Consider the following 17,489-nt stretch of genomic DNA (forward strand, 5'->3'; position numbering starts at 1 on the left):
ACCAATTGTATTAACTAACGGCATGATTAAAAACCGTTAGTTAATAAAATTAACTGAGCTTGTTACTACCTTTAGTTTAGTTTTAAAGCAATTGGTTACAAGGAACTAATTGCAACCAATTGTGACAGAGTATGTCAAAAGTAACAACTCAATTATTATGGGTGAATGGATAAAATTTCAAGTAAGGTTTTATAAATATTTAATTTAGGGGTTTTTTCTGTGTAGGGGGTAATACCTAATAGCGGAAACGGTAAAGTATTTTTAAGGGTCTGTAAATTAGCCTCTTGTTCTTGCATGGTGGGGTCAACATGATTTGCTATCCACCCTACACAGTTTACGCCCGACGCTTTAAAATGAGCGGCAGTCAATAAAGCATGATTTAAACAACCCAGTTTCATGCCAACAACCAAAATAACATTGAGGTTTTGCTGTTTAACCCAATCAGATAGCAAGTCAGTTTCGTTAATGGGTAAGCACCAACCACCGGCCCCTTCTGTCAGAATATAATCAGTATTGAGTGCTTTCACATTCTCATACGCGCTATCTAGTTTCTCAAAGGTGAGTCTATCGCCAACTTTCGCTGCGGCAATGTGCGGAGCAATTGGTGGCTCATAAGTAAACGGATTCACAATTGTGTACTTAGCGCCAACAGACGAGCTTTCCATTAAGGTTAGCGCATCTTCATTTACCAATTCACCAAAAGCCATCTCAGCCCCTGCTGCAATGGGTTTGTAACCAACCGCTCGTTGTTTATGTTGTGCTAGCAGCTTTAATAATAAACTGGTGACATGGGTTTTACCGGCATCGGTGTCCGTGCCAGTGATAAAAAATTCTTTCATTGTTTTTCTAATTCTAAAAGTACGACGTGATAACTCACTCTAGCATGCCCATCAACCAGAGGATATGCCTTGCACACGTTATTCAATGCTTGCTTTGTTAAAAGACCCTGACGCTTTTTACTACTGTGTAATGACGTAGCGCCAATGGCCTTGATTGAACGTATTGCCTCAAGTGGGCTTTTATAAGCGTCGGTATAACAGGTATCTACTGCAAAATTCACCTTAAATCCAGCAGCCTTCGCATACTGTGTGACATTGTCGGATGAGTGAAATTGATTAATACGAGACTGGTCATCTAAACAGGAAAAAGCCTGTTTAATTTCGTGTAATGAGCCTGCAATAACACAACTTAAATACACCCGACCATTGTCTTTAAGCACGGCAAACAGCTGTTTGAAAAGTAAGGGTAAATCTGCAGACCATTGCACGGCAAAATTACTGAATACGCAATCAACACTGTTTTTTTGCAGTGGCAAATTATCCATATCGGCACACAGCTTCAAATATTCACGGCTTTTATCGGTGTTTAACATGGCGTGGCTTAAGTCCATCGCCACTACCGTTGCGAAATATTGTTGCAATAGGGCTGTATTAACCAGCGGTCCTGCACCTAAATCGAGGCAAACGCCCTGTTGGTTTTTATTCGCAAGCAGTTTGATTAAATGCGCTGCTGCTTGCTTTTGAACGTTAGCATGGCTGTTGTAATGCGCAGCCGCTTTCGAAAACTGACTCGCTGTGGACAGCTTGTGATCTTTAACGCCGTTAGCAGTACTGTGTGCTAATTGGCTCATAAGCACTCCACTAACGTATCTACTAACGTGTTTATATCATCGAGCTGATGGGCACTGCTAAGCGTGACTCTTAATCGCGATGTATTAAAAGGTACGGTTGGTGGACGAATGGCTGTTAACCAAATTCCACGCTGTTTTAGCTTATTCGCCACATCAACCGTTTGTGCGGCATCGCCGAGTACCAATGGTTGTATTGCTGTATCTGAATCCATAAGCGCTAAGTTTTTCGCTTTTGCTAATGTTTTAAAATACGCAATATTCTTAAAAAGCTGCATACGTTTATTATCAGCGGCCAGTATTTTTTCTAGTTGTACACGCGTACTACTTGCCATCACAGGCGACATGGCTGTTGAATAGATATAATCACGGTTAAATTGCAGCATGTAATCAATAACCGATTTACTCGCCAGCAAGCATGCACCACTGCTAGCGAGGGCTTTACCAAATGTAATGATCAATAAATCGGGTTTGTGCACTTCACAGCTACCAAGCCCGTGCTTACCTAACACACCAAACCCGTGGGCGTCATCAATCATTAGCCAGGCATTATAGTTATGTGCAAGTTCGCACAGCTGTGCAACAGGTGCTTTATCACCATCCATCGAAAACACGCCTTCACTCACAATGAGTTTATGTTTAGCTTTCGATTTTTGTAAGCGTGACTCTAAGTGCTTTAAATCATTATGATTAAACCGCACCATCGCCGCTTGAGAATGGAGACCGCCATCAATCAAACTAGCATGATTGAGTTTATCTTGAAAAATTGCGGCAGATTGCGCCACAGCTTTATCGTGAAACAAGGCTTTTAACACACTGCTATTTGCACTAAAGCCACTGTTGAAAAGCATGGCACTTTCATAACCGAGTAACTCACATAGGCGCTGCTCAAGAGCCTGTTGCGGTTTATTATAGCCATTTACTAATGCTGAACTGTGACTGCCTAGTGGCAGCTCACTCACTGTAACGAGTTCATCAGCAAAGCCTAAATAATCATTGCTGGCAAAATTTAAGTACTGTTTTCCTGCAATACGAATAAAGCGTCCGTTTGACTCTTCGACCAGTTGGCGCTGCCTAAGTAAAGCATCTTCTTTACGCGCTTGAAGATGCTGTGCAATAAATTCAAAAGGCATAACGTGTTTAAGCTTCGTAAAATAGTTCTGATGTTGCTTTGTCGGCCACTTTTGAAGAAAGTGACGCCGCGACGGCTTCATCTGAATAATCTTCACGTTTTTCAGGGTTCATACCCAGCTTTTTAATCAGCATCATATCGGCATCTGCTTCTGGGTTTTCTGTTGTGAGTAGCTTATCACCATAGAAAATAGAATTAGCGCCCGCAAAGAAACACATCGATTGCATTTGCTCGTTCATCGCAGTACGCCCTGCCGATAAACGTACATAACTTTTTGGCATCATAATACGTGCCACAGCGATGGTGCGAATAAATTCAAAATGATCGAGGTCATCGACATCTTCCAGTGGCGTGCCTTTTACTTTTACCAGCATATTGATAGGCACACTCTCTGGTTGCTGATCTAAGTTTGCGAGTTGCATTAATAAACCATAACGGTCTGCGGCTTGTTCACCCATGCCAACAATACCGCCAGAACATACTTTCATGCCTGCATCACGCACGTTGTCTATTGTATTTAAGCGGTCTTGATAAGTACGGGTGGTAATAATCTGTTGGTAATATTCTGGTGAGGTGTCTAGGTTATGATTGTAATAATCAAGTCCTGCTTCTTTTAGGGCGTGCGCTTTTTGATTATCGAGCATGCCTAAAGTCATACATGTTTCAAGGCCTAATTCTTTAACTTCTTGCACCATTTTTTCGATGTAAGGCATGTCACGATCTTTAGGATCTGACCACGCAGCACCCATACAAAAACGCGTAGCCCCTTTTTCTTTTGCAGCACGCGCTTGCTCAACAACTTTTTCTACTTCCATAAGGCGCTCACGCTCAAGATCTGTTTTATAATGTCCTGATTGTGGGCAGTATTTACAGTCTTCTGGGCATGCACCCGTTTTAATAGAAAGTAGCGTTGAAATTTGAACTTCATTAGGATTGAAATTTTCGCGGTGAACACTGGCCGCTTTAAACAGTAAATCGTTAAATGGCATATCAAATAATGCTTTTACTTGTTGGTGGGTCCAATCGTGACGGACAATTGCGTGCTCCATAATCTTCTCTTTTTAAATTTATTAGGACGGTCTGATTGGCTTAGTCTACGTCTTGACGTAACATTGTCAACGAAACCAAGCAGAGCAAAGTTTACATATGCACAATAAACAAACAATTGATTTAGATTTTGATCGTGAACATATTTGGCACCCTTATACGTCCATGACCACCCCGCTTCCCGTTTACCCTGTAAGCCATGCAAAAGCGAACCGCATTTTTTTAGAAACAGGCGAAGCACTCATTGACGGTATGGCATCGTGGTGGAGTGCGATTCACGGTTATTGTCATCCTGTACTAAACGAAGCCATTACCAAACAGTTAGGTAAAATGAGCCATGTTATGTTTGGTGGTTTAACCCATAAACCTGCGGTTGAACTTGCCAAAAAGCTCGTTGAGATCACACCATCAACATTAGATAAAGTGTTTTTAGCAGACAGCGGCTCTGTAAGTGTCGAAGTAGCTATCAAAATGGCATTGCAGTATTGGTTAAGCCAAGGTATTAAAACTAAACAAAAATTAATGACCCCGCTTAAGGGATATCATGGTGATACCTTCGCGGCAATGAGCGTATGCGATCCGGTTAACTCTATGCACAGTATGTACTCTGGGTTTCTCCCTGAGCATGTGTTTGTACCCGCCCCCGTCTCCCGCTTTAATGAAACCTTTGATATACATGAAGCAGAAACACTCGAGGTTTACTTTAAAGAGCATCATCAAGACGTCGCCGCTTTTATAATTGAACCTATAGTACAAAACGCAGGGGGGATGAACTTTTACCACCCTGAGTATCTTCGCCATATAAGAGCACTTTGCGATCAGTACAATGTACTGCTTATATGTGATGAAATTGCCACTGGGTTTGGCCGTACTGGCAAACTTTTTGCCGTTGAACATGCCGACATTGAGCCCGATATCATGTGTATTGGTAAAGCACTCACCGGAGGGATGATGACGTTATCAGCCACATTAACGACATCAAAGGTGGCCGTTGGCATAAGTGAAGGCGAAGCCGGTGTACTTATGCATGGCCCCACATTCATGGGGAATCCACTGGCCTGTGAAACAGCCTGTGCAAGTATTGATTTATTACTAGAGCAGCCTTGGCAAGAGCAAATTGTGCATATTAATGAGGTGCTTACTGAGCAGCTAAGCAAATGTAAGCAACATGCCAATGTGGTGGATGTACGGACACTTGGTGCAATTGGTGTGGTAGAGCTAAACCGCCGTGTTGATGTGGCTAAAATACAACAGTTTTTTGTAGAAAAAGGGGTTTGGATCCGCCCATTTGGAAAACTTATTTACTTAATGCCACCGTATATTAGCAGCGAAACTTGCTTAGAAAAATTGTGTGGCGCGATTGATGACGCCATTAGCCAAAATATGTTCTAGACACAAAAAAGGAAGCATATGCTTCCTTTTACCATTCAAACATATAAGCCATTTTGCTTATCATTCTTAGCGGCACTTTGTGCTCACAGCGTTTAGCATATAAATGCTGAAGTGACTTGTCTTTGATTTCACCTACAATCACTTCTTTAACCTGATAACCTAACGCCGTAGCAGCTTGGGCATAGGCAATAAATTCCCATTTTTTTATATTGGTGTTATCTACAATCACCAAAGGGATTTCTTCAGCTAAGGCATTAATAAATCGCGCTAAGTTTAAATTATGATATTCAGGGAGCTTAAATTTATCGAATTGATAGACACCTTCGCTGTTATAAAAATAATCATCGGTTGCGCACACAACATAATCACTTTCATTACCAGCCACCAATTCATCGGCAAGGCTTTGCGCATAATATGATTTACCTGAGCCGGGTAAGCCGCGAAGAATAAAAACTTGTTTCATAGCACCTGTAATACAAATAAGTTAAAAACAATAAGAAACGATTTCTTGTTTAGGATTGATAATAATGCCACAAAATAACCAATTAGCGCAGCGAGAATTTAAATAATCGTCATTTTAACGCAAAATATTGATGCTATTTTATCCAATTGAAGAAAAACTGCTAAAGAGTGTGCCGGAATAGTTTTTTTATTTGATTTACGAAGGTAAGATAGTCGATTCAAGTGCAATGCACAGCATTATAATATTAGGCAACTTATATCATTGGAGTGAAGATGAGCCATTTAGCGATTTCAGAGCTATTAAAAGGCAAGGTTGCGGTAGACAGCCAAGTAACAGTAAAAGGCTGGATCCGTACACGCCGCGATTCAAAAGCAGGAATTTCATTTTTAGCCGTTCATGACGGTTCGTGTTTTGATCCTATTCAAGCGGTAGTACCTAATTCACTTAATAATTATGATGAAGTTACACGTTTAACGGCGGGTTGTTCTGTTTCTGTAACAGGTGTGCTTGTGCAATCTGCTGGCCAAGGTCAGTCGTTTGAAATTCAAGCAAACACGGTTGAAGTACTAGGCTGGGTAGAAAACCCAGACACCTACCCTATGTCAGCTAAACGTCATAGTATTGAATACCTTCGCGAGCATGCGCACCTACGCCCACGCACTAACATTATAGGTGCAGTAACACGTGTTCGTAACTGTTTAGCACAAGCTATTCACCGTTTTTATCATGAGCAAGGTTTTTACTGGATCAGTACGCCTATCATTACAGCAAGTGACTGTGAAGGTGCCGGTGAAATGTTCCGTGTATCAACACTTGATATGCAAAATCTACCACGCACAGATAAAGGCGATATCGATTACAGTGAAGACTTCTTTGGTAAAGAAGCATTCTTAACTGTATCTGGTCAGTTGAACGGTGAGACGTATGCGTCTGCTATGTCTAAAATCTATACCTTTGGCCCTACTTTCCGTGCTGAGAACTCAAACACATCGCGTCACTTAGCCGAATTTTGGATGGTAGAACCTGAAGTTGCGTTTGCTGATTTAGAAGACATCGCAAAACTTGCTGAAAATATGCTTAAGTATGTCTTTAATGCCGTATTAACTGAGCGCCGTGACGACATGGAGTTTTTCGCACAACGTGTTGAGAAAACGGCCATTTCACGTTTAGAAGAGTTTGTAACCAAAGACTTTGCACAAGTTGATTACACTGACGCTATCGAAATTTTAAAAGCCTGTGGTAAACAGTTTGAATTCCCTGTTGAGTGGGGTGTAGATTTACAATCTGAGCACGAGCGTTACTTAGCAGAAGAACACTTTAACGCGCCTGTTGTTATTAAAAACTACCCACGCGATATTAAAGCCTTCTACATGCGTCAAAACGAAGATGGCAAAACAGTAGCAGCAATGGATGTTGTTGCGCCTGGTATCGGCGAAATCATTGGTGGTTCACAGCGTGAAGAACGTTTAGACGTACTTGACCAACGCTTAGAAGAAATGGGCTTAGATAAAGAAGACTACAGCTGGTATCGTGACCTACGTAAATACGGCACAGTACCACATTCTGGTTTTGGCCTAGGCTTTGAGCGTTTAGTCGCTTATGTAACGGGTATGGGTAACGTACGTGACGTTATTGCATTCCCACGTACTAAAGGCAGCGCGACTTACTAAGCAAGCTTAAATGTTAGTGTTAAAAACCAGCCAATTGGCTGGTTTTTTTATACCTGTAAATACGCAGCCTTCTCAATTAAATCACCAGCATAATGATTACAAAAGCCAATCTATACTCTATAGTCAACGTTAGTGATTTATAAAGGAGCTATTATCAAACATGCTCATACACTCTCTTAAGATATTAACTCTCACCGCTATTTTTACCTTATCGCCCCGCTTGGTTGCCCTTGAAGAACCCGTCAATGCGAAACCGATTTTAATCGCAGGATCAACGACCGTTACAGAGCTGCTTGTAGAAATTAAGGACGAGTTACGCAATGGCTTTGGCAACTCAATACAAATTAGACCCATGGGCAGTGATAAAGGCATAAAAGCCATTGCCGACAATGTAATTGATGTTGGCAGCAGTTCACGATACCTGACAAAGATTGAACAAGAGAAGTGGCCTTATTTAAAGCAAATTGTGATTGCACAAGATGCGCTTGCTTTTTTCATCAATAGTTCTTTGAATATCGACAACCTGACCAGTAATGAGCTTAGAAACATCTACCAAGGTAAAATAAACACGTGGTCTAGCCTGTCATCAAAAACACCAAAATTAAGTAACAAAAATGATGAGATCCTACTTTTTAGTAAAGGGACTCATCACGGCAGTTTTGATGTGTTTTTAGAGTTTCTCGAACTTGATTACATTAAAGACCCCGATACAAACTACATAAGATTAAAAAATGCAGGCAACAGAGGCTTGTTTTCTAACCAGCGAGTGAGCCTATATGACCATTTCAACCAAGCGCTGGGCATTGTTCAACGGATTCCAAACGCGATTGCCTACGACTCTTACGGTGCAATAAGTAAACTCGAAGACGATAGACGCATTAATAAAGTAACACTGTTATCAATTAATAACGTTAAACCTTCCAAAGAAACGATAGAAAATGGCGATTATGAATTTGTAAGACCGTTAATTCTGATAGTTAATACCCAATCGCCCCGCTCTAAGCTGATTGGCGAAAAACTAGTAATGCTATTAAAGTCTCCACAAGTGCAAGCCAAAATGAGCAACCAAGGGTATTTAGCAGTGAATTAATAGAGGTGTAACCAATAGAAGACCTCTTATGTCTAAAAAACAACTTGAAGGCGCATAAACTTGTAGGCGCATAAAACAGTCTATTGAGCTCAGTAAAAGTTCGTCTAAACCGTAATAAGGGACAGTTAAAGCCGGAAAAAAAATCAGAGCAAATAGAGTCCCAAAGCAAGTTTATGTTACATGCCGATTTTCGATAAAGAAAAGTCGCGCGTTAGTTTCATGAATAACGCCTTACTCGTATTCAGATAGAAACGAGTATAAAAAAAGCTGCGCACCTAGAAGGTGAACAGCTTTTAACAACCAGAATCGTTATGTATTACAGTGCGTTCTCAAGCTCTGGTAATACATCAAATAAGTCAGCAACTAAACCATAATCAGCCACTTGGAAAATAGGTGCGTCAGGGTCTTTATTTATTGCAACAATGACTTTTGAGTCTTTCATACCCGCCAAATGCTGAATGGCCCCACTGATACCTACTGCAATGTATAAATCAGGGGCAACAATTTTACCCGTTTGACCTACTTGCATATCATTTGGCACAAAGCCCGCGTCAACTGCAGCACGAGACGCGCCAATTGCCGCACCTAGTTTGTCAGCGATACCGTTTAATAACGCGAAATTTTCACCATTTTGCATACCTCGGCCACCCGAAATAACCACCGGTGCTGCCGTGAGCTCAGGACGCTCTGATTCAGTTTGTTCTTGTGATACAAACTCGCTTAAGCCTACAGACCCTTTACTATCAATCGCTGAGACAGAAACAGGGGCTTGTTCAGCGGCCACATCAAAGCTGCTTGCACGTACAGTGATTACTTTTTTAGTATCGAGTGATTTAACGGTTGCAATTGCATTACCCGCATAAATTGGACGCTTGAACGTGTCAGCATCAATCACATCAATAATTTCTGAGATTTGCGCAACATCTAATAAGGCCGCAACACGTGGCATAAAGTTTTTGCCCGTTGTCGTAGCACTTGCCACAATGTGTGAATAATTGTCACTAAGAGATAAAACAAGATCAGCCACATTCTCAGCTAATTGGTGAGCGTAAGCGGTATCGTCAGCAACGAGTACATTGCTAACACCGGCGATCGACGCTGCCTTTTCGCTCATAGCCGCTAGATTTTCACCAGCTAATAATAAATCAACGTCAAAACCTAATTTAACAGCAGCGGTCATTGTTTTATGTGTTTCAGGCTTTAGAACACCGTTGTCGTGTTCAGCTATCACTAATGTTTTCATTTAGATCACCTTCGCTTCTGTTTTTAACTTTTCAACCAACGTCGCCACATCTTCAACGATAATACCGGCTGAACGTTTTTCAGGTTCATTAACTTCAACAAGCTGAATGCGCGGAGCAAGGTCAACACCTAAGCTATCTGCAGCAATGACCTCTAACGGTTTGCGCTTTGCTTTCATAATATTTGGCAACGATGCATAACGCGGCTCGTTTAGGCGTAAATCTGTCGTTACAATGGCAGGTAATTTAAGCGCGACAGTTTGTAAACCACCATCTACTTCACGCGTAACATTCACAGTACCTGATTGCACATCAACTTTAGAGGCAAAAGTACCTTGGCCACGTCCTGTTAAAGCAGCAAGCATTTGACCTGTTTGATTATTGTCTGAATCAATCGATTGTTTGCCTAAAATAACCAGCTCGGGTGACTCTTGCTCAACAATCTTACTTAATAGCTTCGCTACGTGAAGCGACTCTAGTTTTTCTTCAGTTTCGATATGAATCGCTTTATCTGCACCCAGTGCTAATGCTGTACGTAATTGCTCTTGAGATGATTTATTACCAATAGTTACAGCCACAACTTCTGTTGCCGTGCCTGCTTCTTTCAAACGAATAGCTTCTTCAATTGCAATTTCACAAAACGGGTTCATCGCCATTTTTACATTAGCTAAATCAACATCCGATTTATCTGCTTTAACGCGTGCTTTGACGTTATAGTCAATTACTCTTTTAATTGGAACGAGGATTTTCATCGTGACTCCATCAATTGTGTGCTCTTAAAGCTGACGTCTACGTCAACTTATTTATTTTATGATTTCAGACTACTTCCTGTTGACGTAAACGTCAACCTAAAATAACCTTAAAGTATTCACAGCCTGTAACGTTTCATTTGCAAGTATGAAATACGGTTCTTTTAATGCAGGTCCGTCACTGATAAGAGGTTTATATGGTCGAACGCGAAACCATGGAATTTGATGTTGTTATCGTAGGCGCAGGCCCAGCGGGTTTATCAACAGCTATTCGATTGGCACAACAAGCACAAGAAAAACAACAAGAATTAATGATCTGTGTGGTAGAGAAAGGCTCTGAGGTGGGCGCGCATATTTTATCGGGTGCAGTATTCGAGACACGCGCACTTGATGAGCTACTCCCAGATTGGCAATCATTAGGAGCGCCTGTTTCAACAAAAGTGACTCAGGATGACATTTATTGGTTTAATAACAGTGAAAAAGCCACCAGCATCCCCCACTTTGCGAGCCCGAAAACGTTCCACAATGATGGCAACTATATTGTTTCGATGGGCAATGTATGTCGATTTTTAGCTGAACAAGCAGAAAATCTAGGGGTAGAAATTTTCCCCGGATTTAGTGCGCACTCGTTAATTATCGAAGATGACACCGTGAAAGGGATTATTACCGGCGATATGGGTCTTGATAAAGACGGTAATGAAAAAGACGGCTATATGCCGGGCATGGAATTAAGAGCAAAATACACAGTATTTGCTGAAGGTTGCCGTGGTCATTTAGGCAAAGAGCTTATTAATCATTTTGCCCTTGATAAAGATGCATCACCACAGCACTACGGCTTAGGCTTTAAAGAAATTTGGCACGTTGACGAAAGCAAACATAAACAAGGTACTGTGGTTCATGGTACTGGTTGGCCACTAACGGGTGATACAAGCGGTGGTGCGTTTATGTATCACAGCGAGAACAACCAAGTTGTGGTTGGTTTAATTGTCGACCTTAATTACTCAAACCCGCACCTGAGTCCGTTTGATGAATTTCAACGCATGAAACATCACCCAATCTTTAAAGACGTATTAGAAGGCGGTGAACGTATTGCGTATGGCGCTCGTGCGATAGCAAAAGGCGGCCTGCACTCTTTACCAAAAATGCATTTTCCTGGTGGCTTAATTGTCGGGTGTGATGCCGGCACACTGAATTTTGCTAAAATTAAAGGTAATCACACGGCTATGAAATCAGGCATGATCGCTGCCGATGTGATTGTTGAGGCGCTTGCTCAAGGCAAAGAAAATAGCGATTTAGCTGAATATGCAACCGCATTTGAGCAAAGCTGGGCCTATAAAGAGCTGTATCAATCACGCAACTTTGGCCCTGTTATGCACAAGTTAGGTAAATTTTTGGGTGGCGCATACAACACACTTGACCAAAATATCTTTGCAGGGAAACTTCCCTTCAAGTTTGAAGACAATACACCTGACTATGCAACACTTGTTGATGCAAGCAGAGCCGAAAAGATTAGTTATCCCAAACCCGATGGCAAACTGAGCTTTGATAAATTATCGTCGGTGTTTTTATCAAATACGAACCATGAAGAATCTCAGCCTTGTCACTTAAAGCTCAAAGACAACAGCATTCCAATTAACGTAAATTTAGTGAAGTTTGACGAACCAGCACAACGTTATTGTCCTGCAGGGGTTTATGAAGTTCAAGAAATCGAAGGCCAAAAAGAGTTTGTGATCAATTCACAAAACTGCGTGCATTGTAAAACCTGCGATATTAAGGATCCAAGTCAAAACATTTGCTGGGTCACGCCTGAAGGTGCGGGTGGACCAAACTACCCTAATATGTAACGCACGTTACTCATTTAATTACTATTTATCCTAAATTGCAGGGGCTTCGGCCCCTTTTTTAGTCTATGCTTAAGATCTGTTTACCTTTGCAGATTAAGATTTGTTCAAACTTGGGACGCTTAAATCACGGCGCGTGGTTTGTAACCTAGTGAGCTAAGTAAAAACCGAGCAACAAAGAGTAAAGCGCCCCAAAGCATAACTCAAAGGGGAGCGCCTGTTTGGTTTTGATGCTGCGTTATCGGCTATTCATGGGGATAACCACACGCCATAGCCGCTGCCTTGACTGAATCGCACACAGACTGCTGCAAATTTAACCTTGAAAGGTAAGCAAACCCTTAGTCGTGTTTAAATTTATAGTGAGTGATATATGCCGTCATCAAGTGTAACTTTTCGTTTTTTAGCTGAGCCTACTGATGTGAACTTTGGAGGTAAAGTACACGGAGGTGTTGTAATGAAATGGATAGACCAAGCAGGCTATGCCTGTGCAGCGGGTTGGAGCGGTCACTACTGCGTCACCGTGTCTGTTGCTGGCGTTAAATTCCAGCGCCCTATTCTTGTCGGACAAATTGTTGAAGTTAAAGCGAGTATTGCGCATACCGGTAAAACAAGTATGCAAATTTTTATTCAAGTGCGTTGCGGCGACCCTAAAACACAAAACTTAGTCGAAACAAATCACTGTGTTATTAGTTTCATAGCAATGGATGAAGCGGGTTACCCTATCGCGGTACCGACCTACACAGCTGAAACTGATGAAGAAAAGAAAATCGAAAACTACGCAATTAAAATGAAAGAGATTGCCATTGAAACAGAAACATTACTGCAAAAAGCGTAGTTAAGTAACTTCTACATAGCTGATTGAAATTGTTGCGCATATGAAACTGAACAGCTGATCACTGATTAATCATACTGCGCAAAAAAAGCCTAAAACAGTGTTAAAACCAATACTTTAAGCGTATAAAATATATTGGCATATTCAGTGCAATAGTTCCTACGAGCGATATGAATACATCGTTTATTTATTTTTTAAAGGAGCTATTAAATGATTAAAGTAATTTCAATTTCTGCACTTTCTTTAGCACTACTTGGTTTTAATAATGCTGCCCATGCAGATACTTCCGAAATGGATTCTCCTCGTATTTATACTGGTATTGGTTATGGTCAATACTCTTTCCAATTTGAAGACAGTGAAAACGACACCGATTTCGATGATGATTCACAAATGCTTAAAGGCTACATAGGGACACAGTTCAATAAGTACTTAAGCCTAGAGCTTGCCTATCAAAACTTTGATGAAGCAAGTGACATTGATTCAAAAGTAGAGCTTGATGGTATTTCCCTCGCAGCGAGGCTTGCTGCCCCCATTACTGAGAGCTTTTCAGTGTATGCTAAAGGCGGGTGGCTTGAATGGGATGCCGAAGTGGAACAAGATTTAGGTGATCTTGGCAGCATTAGTGCAGATACAGATGGCGGCGATGTATTTTATGGCGCAGGTATTGAGTATGCTTTTACTACCAATATGCAAGTACGTTTTGAGTATGAGCGTTATGAGCTTGAAGATGATATTGACCCTGATATGGATGTCGCATCGGTCTCTTTTCAGTACATGTTTTAATTTAGACCACTTAGTTTAAATGTTTAAAGGCAGCCCAGACTGCCTTTTTTTGTGTTTGCATGTAAAATGATGGCAGTTTTTCCTAATTACAACGCATTATGAGCGAATATCAATTAACGGCTGTCGGGCATATCCACTCTCCTTATAAACAAAAGTTTGCCATACCACGGCAACCACGTTTAGTACCCGAAGCAAAAGCAAAACTCGTTTTTACTGCTGATTTCAATCGTGAAGAATTTGTGCGTGGCCTCGATGAGTTTAGTCATATTTGGCTGCTATTTAGATTTCATGAAACAGCAGACAAAGGCTATTCAGCTATGGTACGCCCTCCTCGCTTAGGGGGTAACGAGCGTAAAGGTGTATTTGCAACGCGTGCCACGTTTAGACCCAACGCAATCGGTATGAGTGCCGTAAAACTTGAAGGCATTGAATACAAAAATGGCCAGTTGAGCTTATTGTTATCGGGTATTGATTTACTTGATGGCACGCCTATTTTAGACATCAAACCCTATTTACCTTATTCAGATGCAATGAATGAGGCCAGTGCTGGCTTTGCCGACACCCGCCCAGAAACAGATATGAGTGTAGAATTTAGCGAAGAATCGCTTGCTTTTATCGCTAAACAAACCGATTATCCCGAATTAAAAGCCTTTATCAGCAATGTGTTAAAGCAAGACCCACGCCCTGCTTACAAAAAGCAACGTGAATCAACACAAAGCTACGGCATGACATTATATGATTTTAATATTCGTTGGTTTGTTACTGGCGACCATAATACTGTAACCAGCATCGAAAAATGCTAGTTTTTAACACTTAGCGCTTTAGTGTCACCGCTTCCGCTGGTAAACTGAGCGCCTTGTTACTACTCAAATGATTTGAGTAAACGATAATAATTTTAACACTACTTGGAATAGAGATGCGTACCAGTCAATATATACTCGCAACACTTAAAGAAACTCCGTCTGATGCTGAGATTGTTTCTCATCAATTAATGCTACGAGCTGGCATGATCCGCCGCGTTGCGTCGGGTTTATACACGTGGTTGCCCTCTGGTTTACGCGTACTGAAAAAAGTAGAAAACATTGTACGTGAAGAAATGGATAAAGCCGGCGCAATCGAAATGCTAATGCCGATTATCCAGCCAGCTGACTTATGGGAAGAATCGGGCCGTTGGGAGCAATTTGGTCCTGAATTACTGCGTATTAATGACCGCCACAATCGCCCATTCGCACTTGGTCCGACGCACGAAGAAGTTATCACTGATTTCGTTCGTAAAGAAGTAAGCTCATATAAACAACTTCCACTGACTCTTTATCAAGTACAAACAAAAGTACGTGATGAAGTGCGTCCTCGTTTTGGTGTGATGCGTGCACGCGAATTCACCATGAAAGATGCGTATTCTTTCCATTTAAGTGACGAGTGTTTAGAAAAAACATACCAAGTAATGCACACAGCATACTGCAATATCTTTGAGCGTCTGGGTCTTGATTACCGTCCAGTTATTGCTGATACAGGCTCTATTGGTGGCAGCGTATCGCATGAGTTTCATGTACTGGCTGAATCTGGTGAAGATGCCATTGCATTCAGTGATGCAAGTGATTACGCAGCAAATATCGAAAAAGCTGAAGCGCTTGCACCAACAGATGCACGTCCAGCAGCGACAAAAGAGCTTAAGGCATTCCCTACGCCAGATGCAAAAACAATTGCTGAGCTAAAAGAGCATTACGGGGTTAAACCTCATCGTGGCGTTAAAACACTGATTGTGTATGGCGCACCTGATGAAAACGAACAACGTGGTTTAGTGGCTCTTATTGTACGTGGTGATCATGAATTAAATGAACTAAAAGCAGAGAAACACCCGCTTGTTGATTCACCTCTTGAAATGGCTAAAGAAGAAGACATCGTTGCGGCGATTGGCGCGAAACCAGGCTCACTAGGCCCTGTTGGTCTAAACATGCCTATTATTGTAGACCGCACTGCCAATGTAATGGCTGACTTTGTTGCCGGTGCAAACAAAGATGGCGAGCACTTTAGCGGCATTAATTGGGACCGCGATGTTGAAAACTATGAAGTTGCCGATATTCGTAATATTGTTGAAGGCGATCCTAGCCCATGTGGCCAAGGTACGTTACAAATTAAGCGCGGTATTGAGGTTGGTCATATCTTCCAACTGGGTACTAAATACTCTGAAGCAATGAAAGCAGGTGTATTAAGCGAGTCAGGTAAAAACCAGATCATGACAATGGGTTGTTATGGTATTGGTGTATCGCGTATCGTTGCCGCAGCCATTGAACAAAATAATGATGAATACGGTATTAAATGGCCACAACCTATTGCACCGTTTGATTTAGCCATCGTTCCTATGAACATGCATAAATCTCATCGTATTCCTGATATTGCAAACAACTTATATGACGGTCTAAAAGCGCAAGGTATCGATGTGTTATTTGATGACCGTAAAGAGCGTCCAGGTGTTATGTTCAACGACATGGAATTACTCGGTGTGCCTTACACACTGGTTATTGGTGAACGAAACCTAGATGAAAATAAAGTTGAGCTTAAAAACCGTCGTACGGGTGAAAAGCTCATGCTTGATTTAGACACTGCAATCGCTGAAATTGCGGCATTAGTAAAAGGCTAAACCTTTTACGCTATCTCAGTTAAAAAAACCGCTTCGGCGGTTTTTTTGATCATGAGCACTTTGTCATAGATGTTTCGCTAAACCGTCTTTTTAATGTCACCTTCTATCCTTAGCATTTAGCTTATTACACCATGAGTAAATGCCATGAATAACACAACTAGCAGTAATAAAACTCACTATCCTGCCGTTTGGATTTCCGACGTTCACTTAGGTTACAAAGACTGCCAAGCTCAGTATCTATTAAACTTTTTAAATTCTATCGAATGTGATGTACTTTACCTTGTTGGCGATATAGTTGATTTATGGTCAATGAAACGGCAGTTTTTCTGGCACCCAAGTCACTATGATGTACTTGCGCTTATTCAAAAAAAAGCCAAAGACGGCACGCGTGTTATTTACATACCAGGAAACCATGATGAAACTTTTCGTCATTACGCCAACGAGTCATTATTTGGTATAGAAGTTCATAAAAAATATATACACACCACGAAGGCGAATAAACGTTTTTTACTTTTGCACGGTGATGACTTTGATTCAGCAACCCGTTACAACAAGCTAATTAGCATAGCGGGTGATGCTGGATACGATTTTTTACTCTTTTTAAACCGCTGGACAAACCGAATTAGACGTTTGTTTGGAGGGAATTACTGGTCACTTGCTTCGTGGATCAAAGCACGCGTACACAAAGCGCGTGCAGCAATTGAAGCCTTTGAAAATGCAGCAATTCATGAAGCAAAAAAACAAGGCGTTGATGGCATAATATGTGGCCATATTCATCACCCTGCGGTGAAAATTGTCGATGATATTGTGTATTGCAATGACGGAGATTGGATAGAAAACTGCACAGCGCTTGTTGAAAACAGTTGCGGAAAAATTGAGTTGCTACATTGGAGCGAAACACAAAAAGTCATTCACTCTGCAGATATCAGCAAACTAAATCCAACCCCCGCCTTCGACAAAAGCCAAGATGCGGCATAAGCT

Annotated in this window: 16 protein-coding genes; 9 read left to right on the top strand and 7 right to left on the bottom strand. The window is 41.4% G+C overall.

Going from position 1 to position 17,489, the window contains the following annotated elements:
- Positions 1–155: 155 nt before the first annotated feature.
- The 4 genes from bioD to bioB are packed head-to-tail and all read right to left on the bottom strand — an operon-like array spanning position 156 to position 3,808.
- A complete protein-coding gene (bioD, locus tag ACSSVW_RS03555) occupies positions 156–839 on the bottom strand; it encodes a dethiobiotin synthase (RefSeq protein ID WP_065979947.1) in 684 nt (227 codons plus the stop codon).
- Positions 836–1,630, bottom strand: a complete 795-nt coding sequence (locus ACSSVW_RS03560; RefSeq protein WP_454178871.1) for a methyltransferase domain-containing protein — start codon at positions 1,628–1,630, stop codon at positions 836–838. Before ACSSVW_RS03560 ends, bioD begins: the two co-directional genes overlap by 4 nt.
- The gene (locus tag ACSSVW_RS03565) at positions 1,627–2,760 is read right to left on the bottom strand and encodes an aminotransferase class I/II-fold pyridoxal phosphate-dependent enzyme (protein WP_454178872.1); all 1,134 of its coding nucleotides are present in this window, start codon (positions 2,758–2,760) and stop codon (positions 1,627–1,629) included. Before ACSSVW_RS03565 ends, ACSSVW_RS03560 begins: the two co-directional genes overlap by 4 nt.
- A 7-nt stretch (positions 2,761–2,767) precedes the next feature.
- Positions 2,768–3,808, bottom strand: coding sequence for a biotin synthase BioB (bioB, locus tag ACSSVW_RS03570; protein ID WP_036968319.1), 1,041 nt, complete (start codon positions 3,806–3,808; stop codon positions 2,768–2,770).
- Between the two features lie 97 nt (positions 3,809–3,905).
- On the opposite strand from bioB, the gene bioA reads away from it, so the two are divergent.
- Complete coding sequence (gene bioA / locus ACSSVW_RS03575) at positions 3,906–5,198, top strand: adenosylmethionine--8-amino-7-oxononanoate transaminase (RefSeq protein ID WP_196857767.1); 1,293 nt, start codon at positions 3,906–3,908, stop codon at positions 5,196–5,198.
- Positions 5,199–5,226: 28 nt separating this feature from the next.
- Here the strand turns inward: bioA and ACSSVW_RS03580 are convergent, their stop codons facing one another.
- Positions 5,227–5,661: an ATP-binding protein gene (locus ACSSVW_RS03580; RefSeq protein ID WP_036968312.1), complete on the bottom strand. Its 435-nt coding sequence runs from the start codon at positions 5,659–5,661 to the stop codon at positions 5,227–5,229.
- Between the two features lie 272 nt (positions 5,662–5,933).
- Between ACSSVW_RS03580 and asnS the strand changes: the two genes are divergently transcribed.
- Positions 5,934–7,331, top strand: a complete 1,398-nt coding sequence (asnS, locus tag ACSSVW_RS03585) for an asparagine--tRNA ligase (RefSeq protein ID WP_180310841.1) — start codon at positions 5,934–5,936, stop codon at positions 7,329–7,331.
- A gap of 160 nt (positions 7,332–7,491) precedes the next feature.
- Positions 7,492–8,421 (top strand): PstS family phosphate ABC transporter substrate-binding protein, encoded by a 930-nt coding sequence (locus ACSSVW_RS03590; protein ID WP_074989598.1) that lies wholly within the window; start codon positions 7,492–7,494, stop codon positions 8,419–8,421.
- A gap of 316 nt (positions 8,422–8,737) precedes the next feature.
- Here the strand turns inward: ACSSVW_RS03590 and ACSSVW_RS03595 are convergent, their stop codons facing one another.
- Together ACSSVW_RS03595 and ACSSVW_RS03600 are read right to left on the bottom strand one after the other, a co-directional pair.
- The gene (locus ACSSVW_RS03595) at positions 8,738–9,664 is read right to left on the bottom strand and encodes an FAD-binding protein (RefSeq protein WP_182396384.1); all 927 of its coding nucleotides are present in this window, start codon (positions 9,662–9,664) and stop codon (positions 8,738–8,740) included.
- A complete protein-coding gene (locus ACSSVW_RS03600) occupies positions 9,665–10,414 on the bottom strand; it encodes an electron transfer flavoprotein subunit beta/FixA family protein (protein ID WP_036968304.1) in 750 nt (249 codons plus the stop codon).
- Between the two features lie 194 nt (positions 10,415–10,608).
- Between ACSSVW_RS03600 and ACSSVW_RS03605 the strand changes: the two genes are divergently transcribed.
- From ACSSVW_RS03605 to ACSSVW_RS03630, 6 genes are all read left to right on the top strand, one after another.
- Positions 10,609–12,255 (top strand): electron transfer flavoprotein-ubiquinone oxidoreductase, encoded by a 1,647-nt coding sequence (locus ACSSVW_RS03605; RefSeq protein WP_454178873.1) that lies wholly within the window; start codon positions 10,609–10,611, stop codon positions 12,253–12,255.
- A gap of 367 nt (positions 12,256–12,622) precedes the next feature.
- Positions 12,623–13,087: an acyl-CoA thioesterase gene (locus tag ACSSVW_RS03610; RefSeq protein ID WP_036968300.1), complete on the top strand. Its 465-nt coding sequence runs from the start codon at positions 12,623–12,625 to the stop codon at positions 13,085–13,087.
- Positions 13,088–13,294: 207 nt separating this feature from the next.
- Entirely contained in the window at positions 13,295–13,867 is a 573-nt protein-coding gene (locus tag ACSSVW_RS03615) for an outer membrane beta-barrel protein (protein WP_036968298.1), read from the top strand.
- A 98-nt stretch (positions 13,868–13,965) separates the two neighbouring features.
- Complete coding sequence (gene tsaA, locus ACSSVW_RS03620) at positions 13,966–14,670, top strand: tRNA (N6-threonylcarbamoyladenosine(37)-N6)-methyltransferase TrmO (RefSeq protein WP_421418282.1); 705 nt, start codon at positions 13,966–13,968, stop codon at positions 14,668–14,670.
- 113 nt (positions 14,671–14,783) lie between these two features.
- On the top strand, positions 14,784–16,508 hold the full coding sequence (locus tag ACSSVW_RS03625) for a proline--tRNA ligase (protein WP_036968292.1): 1,725 nt from the start codon (positions 14,784–14,786) through the stop codon (positions 16,506–16,508).
- A gap of 144 nt (positions 16,509–16,652) precedes the next feature.
- Positions 16,653–17,486 (top strand): UDP-2,3-diacylglucosamine diphosphatase, encoded by an 834-nt coding sequence (locus tag ACSSVW_RS03630; protein ID WP_036968287.1) that lies wholly within the window; start codon positions 16,653–16,655, stop codon positions 17,484–17,486.
- Positions 17,487–17,489: the final 3 nt, after the last annotated feature.

The sequence above is a fragment of the Pseudoalteromonas sp. MBR-15 genome (assembly GCF_053628915.1).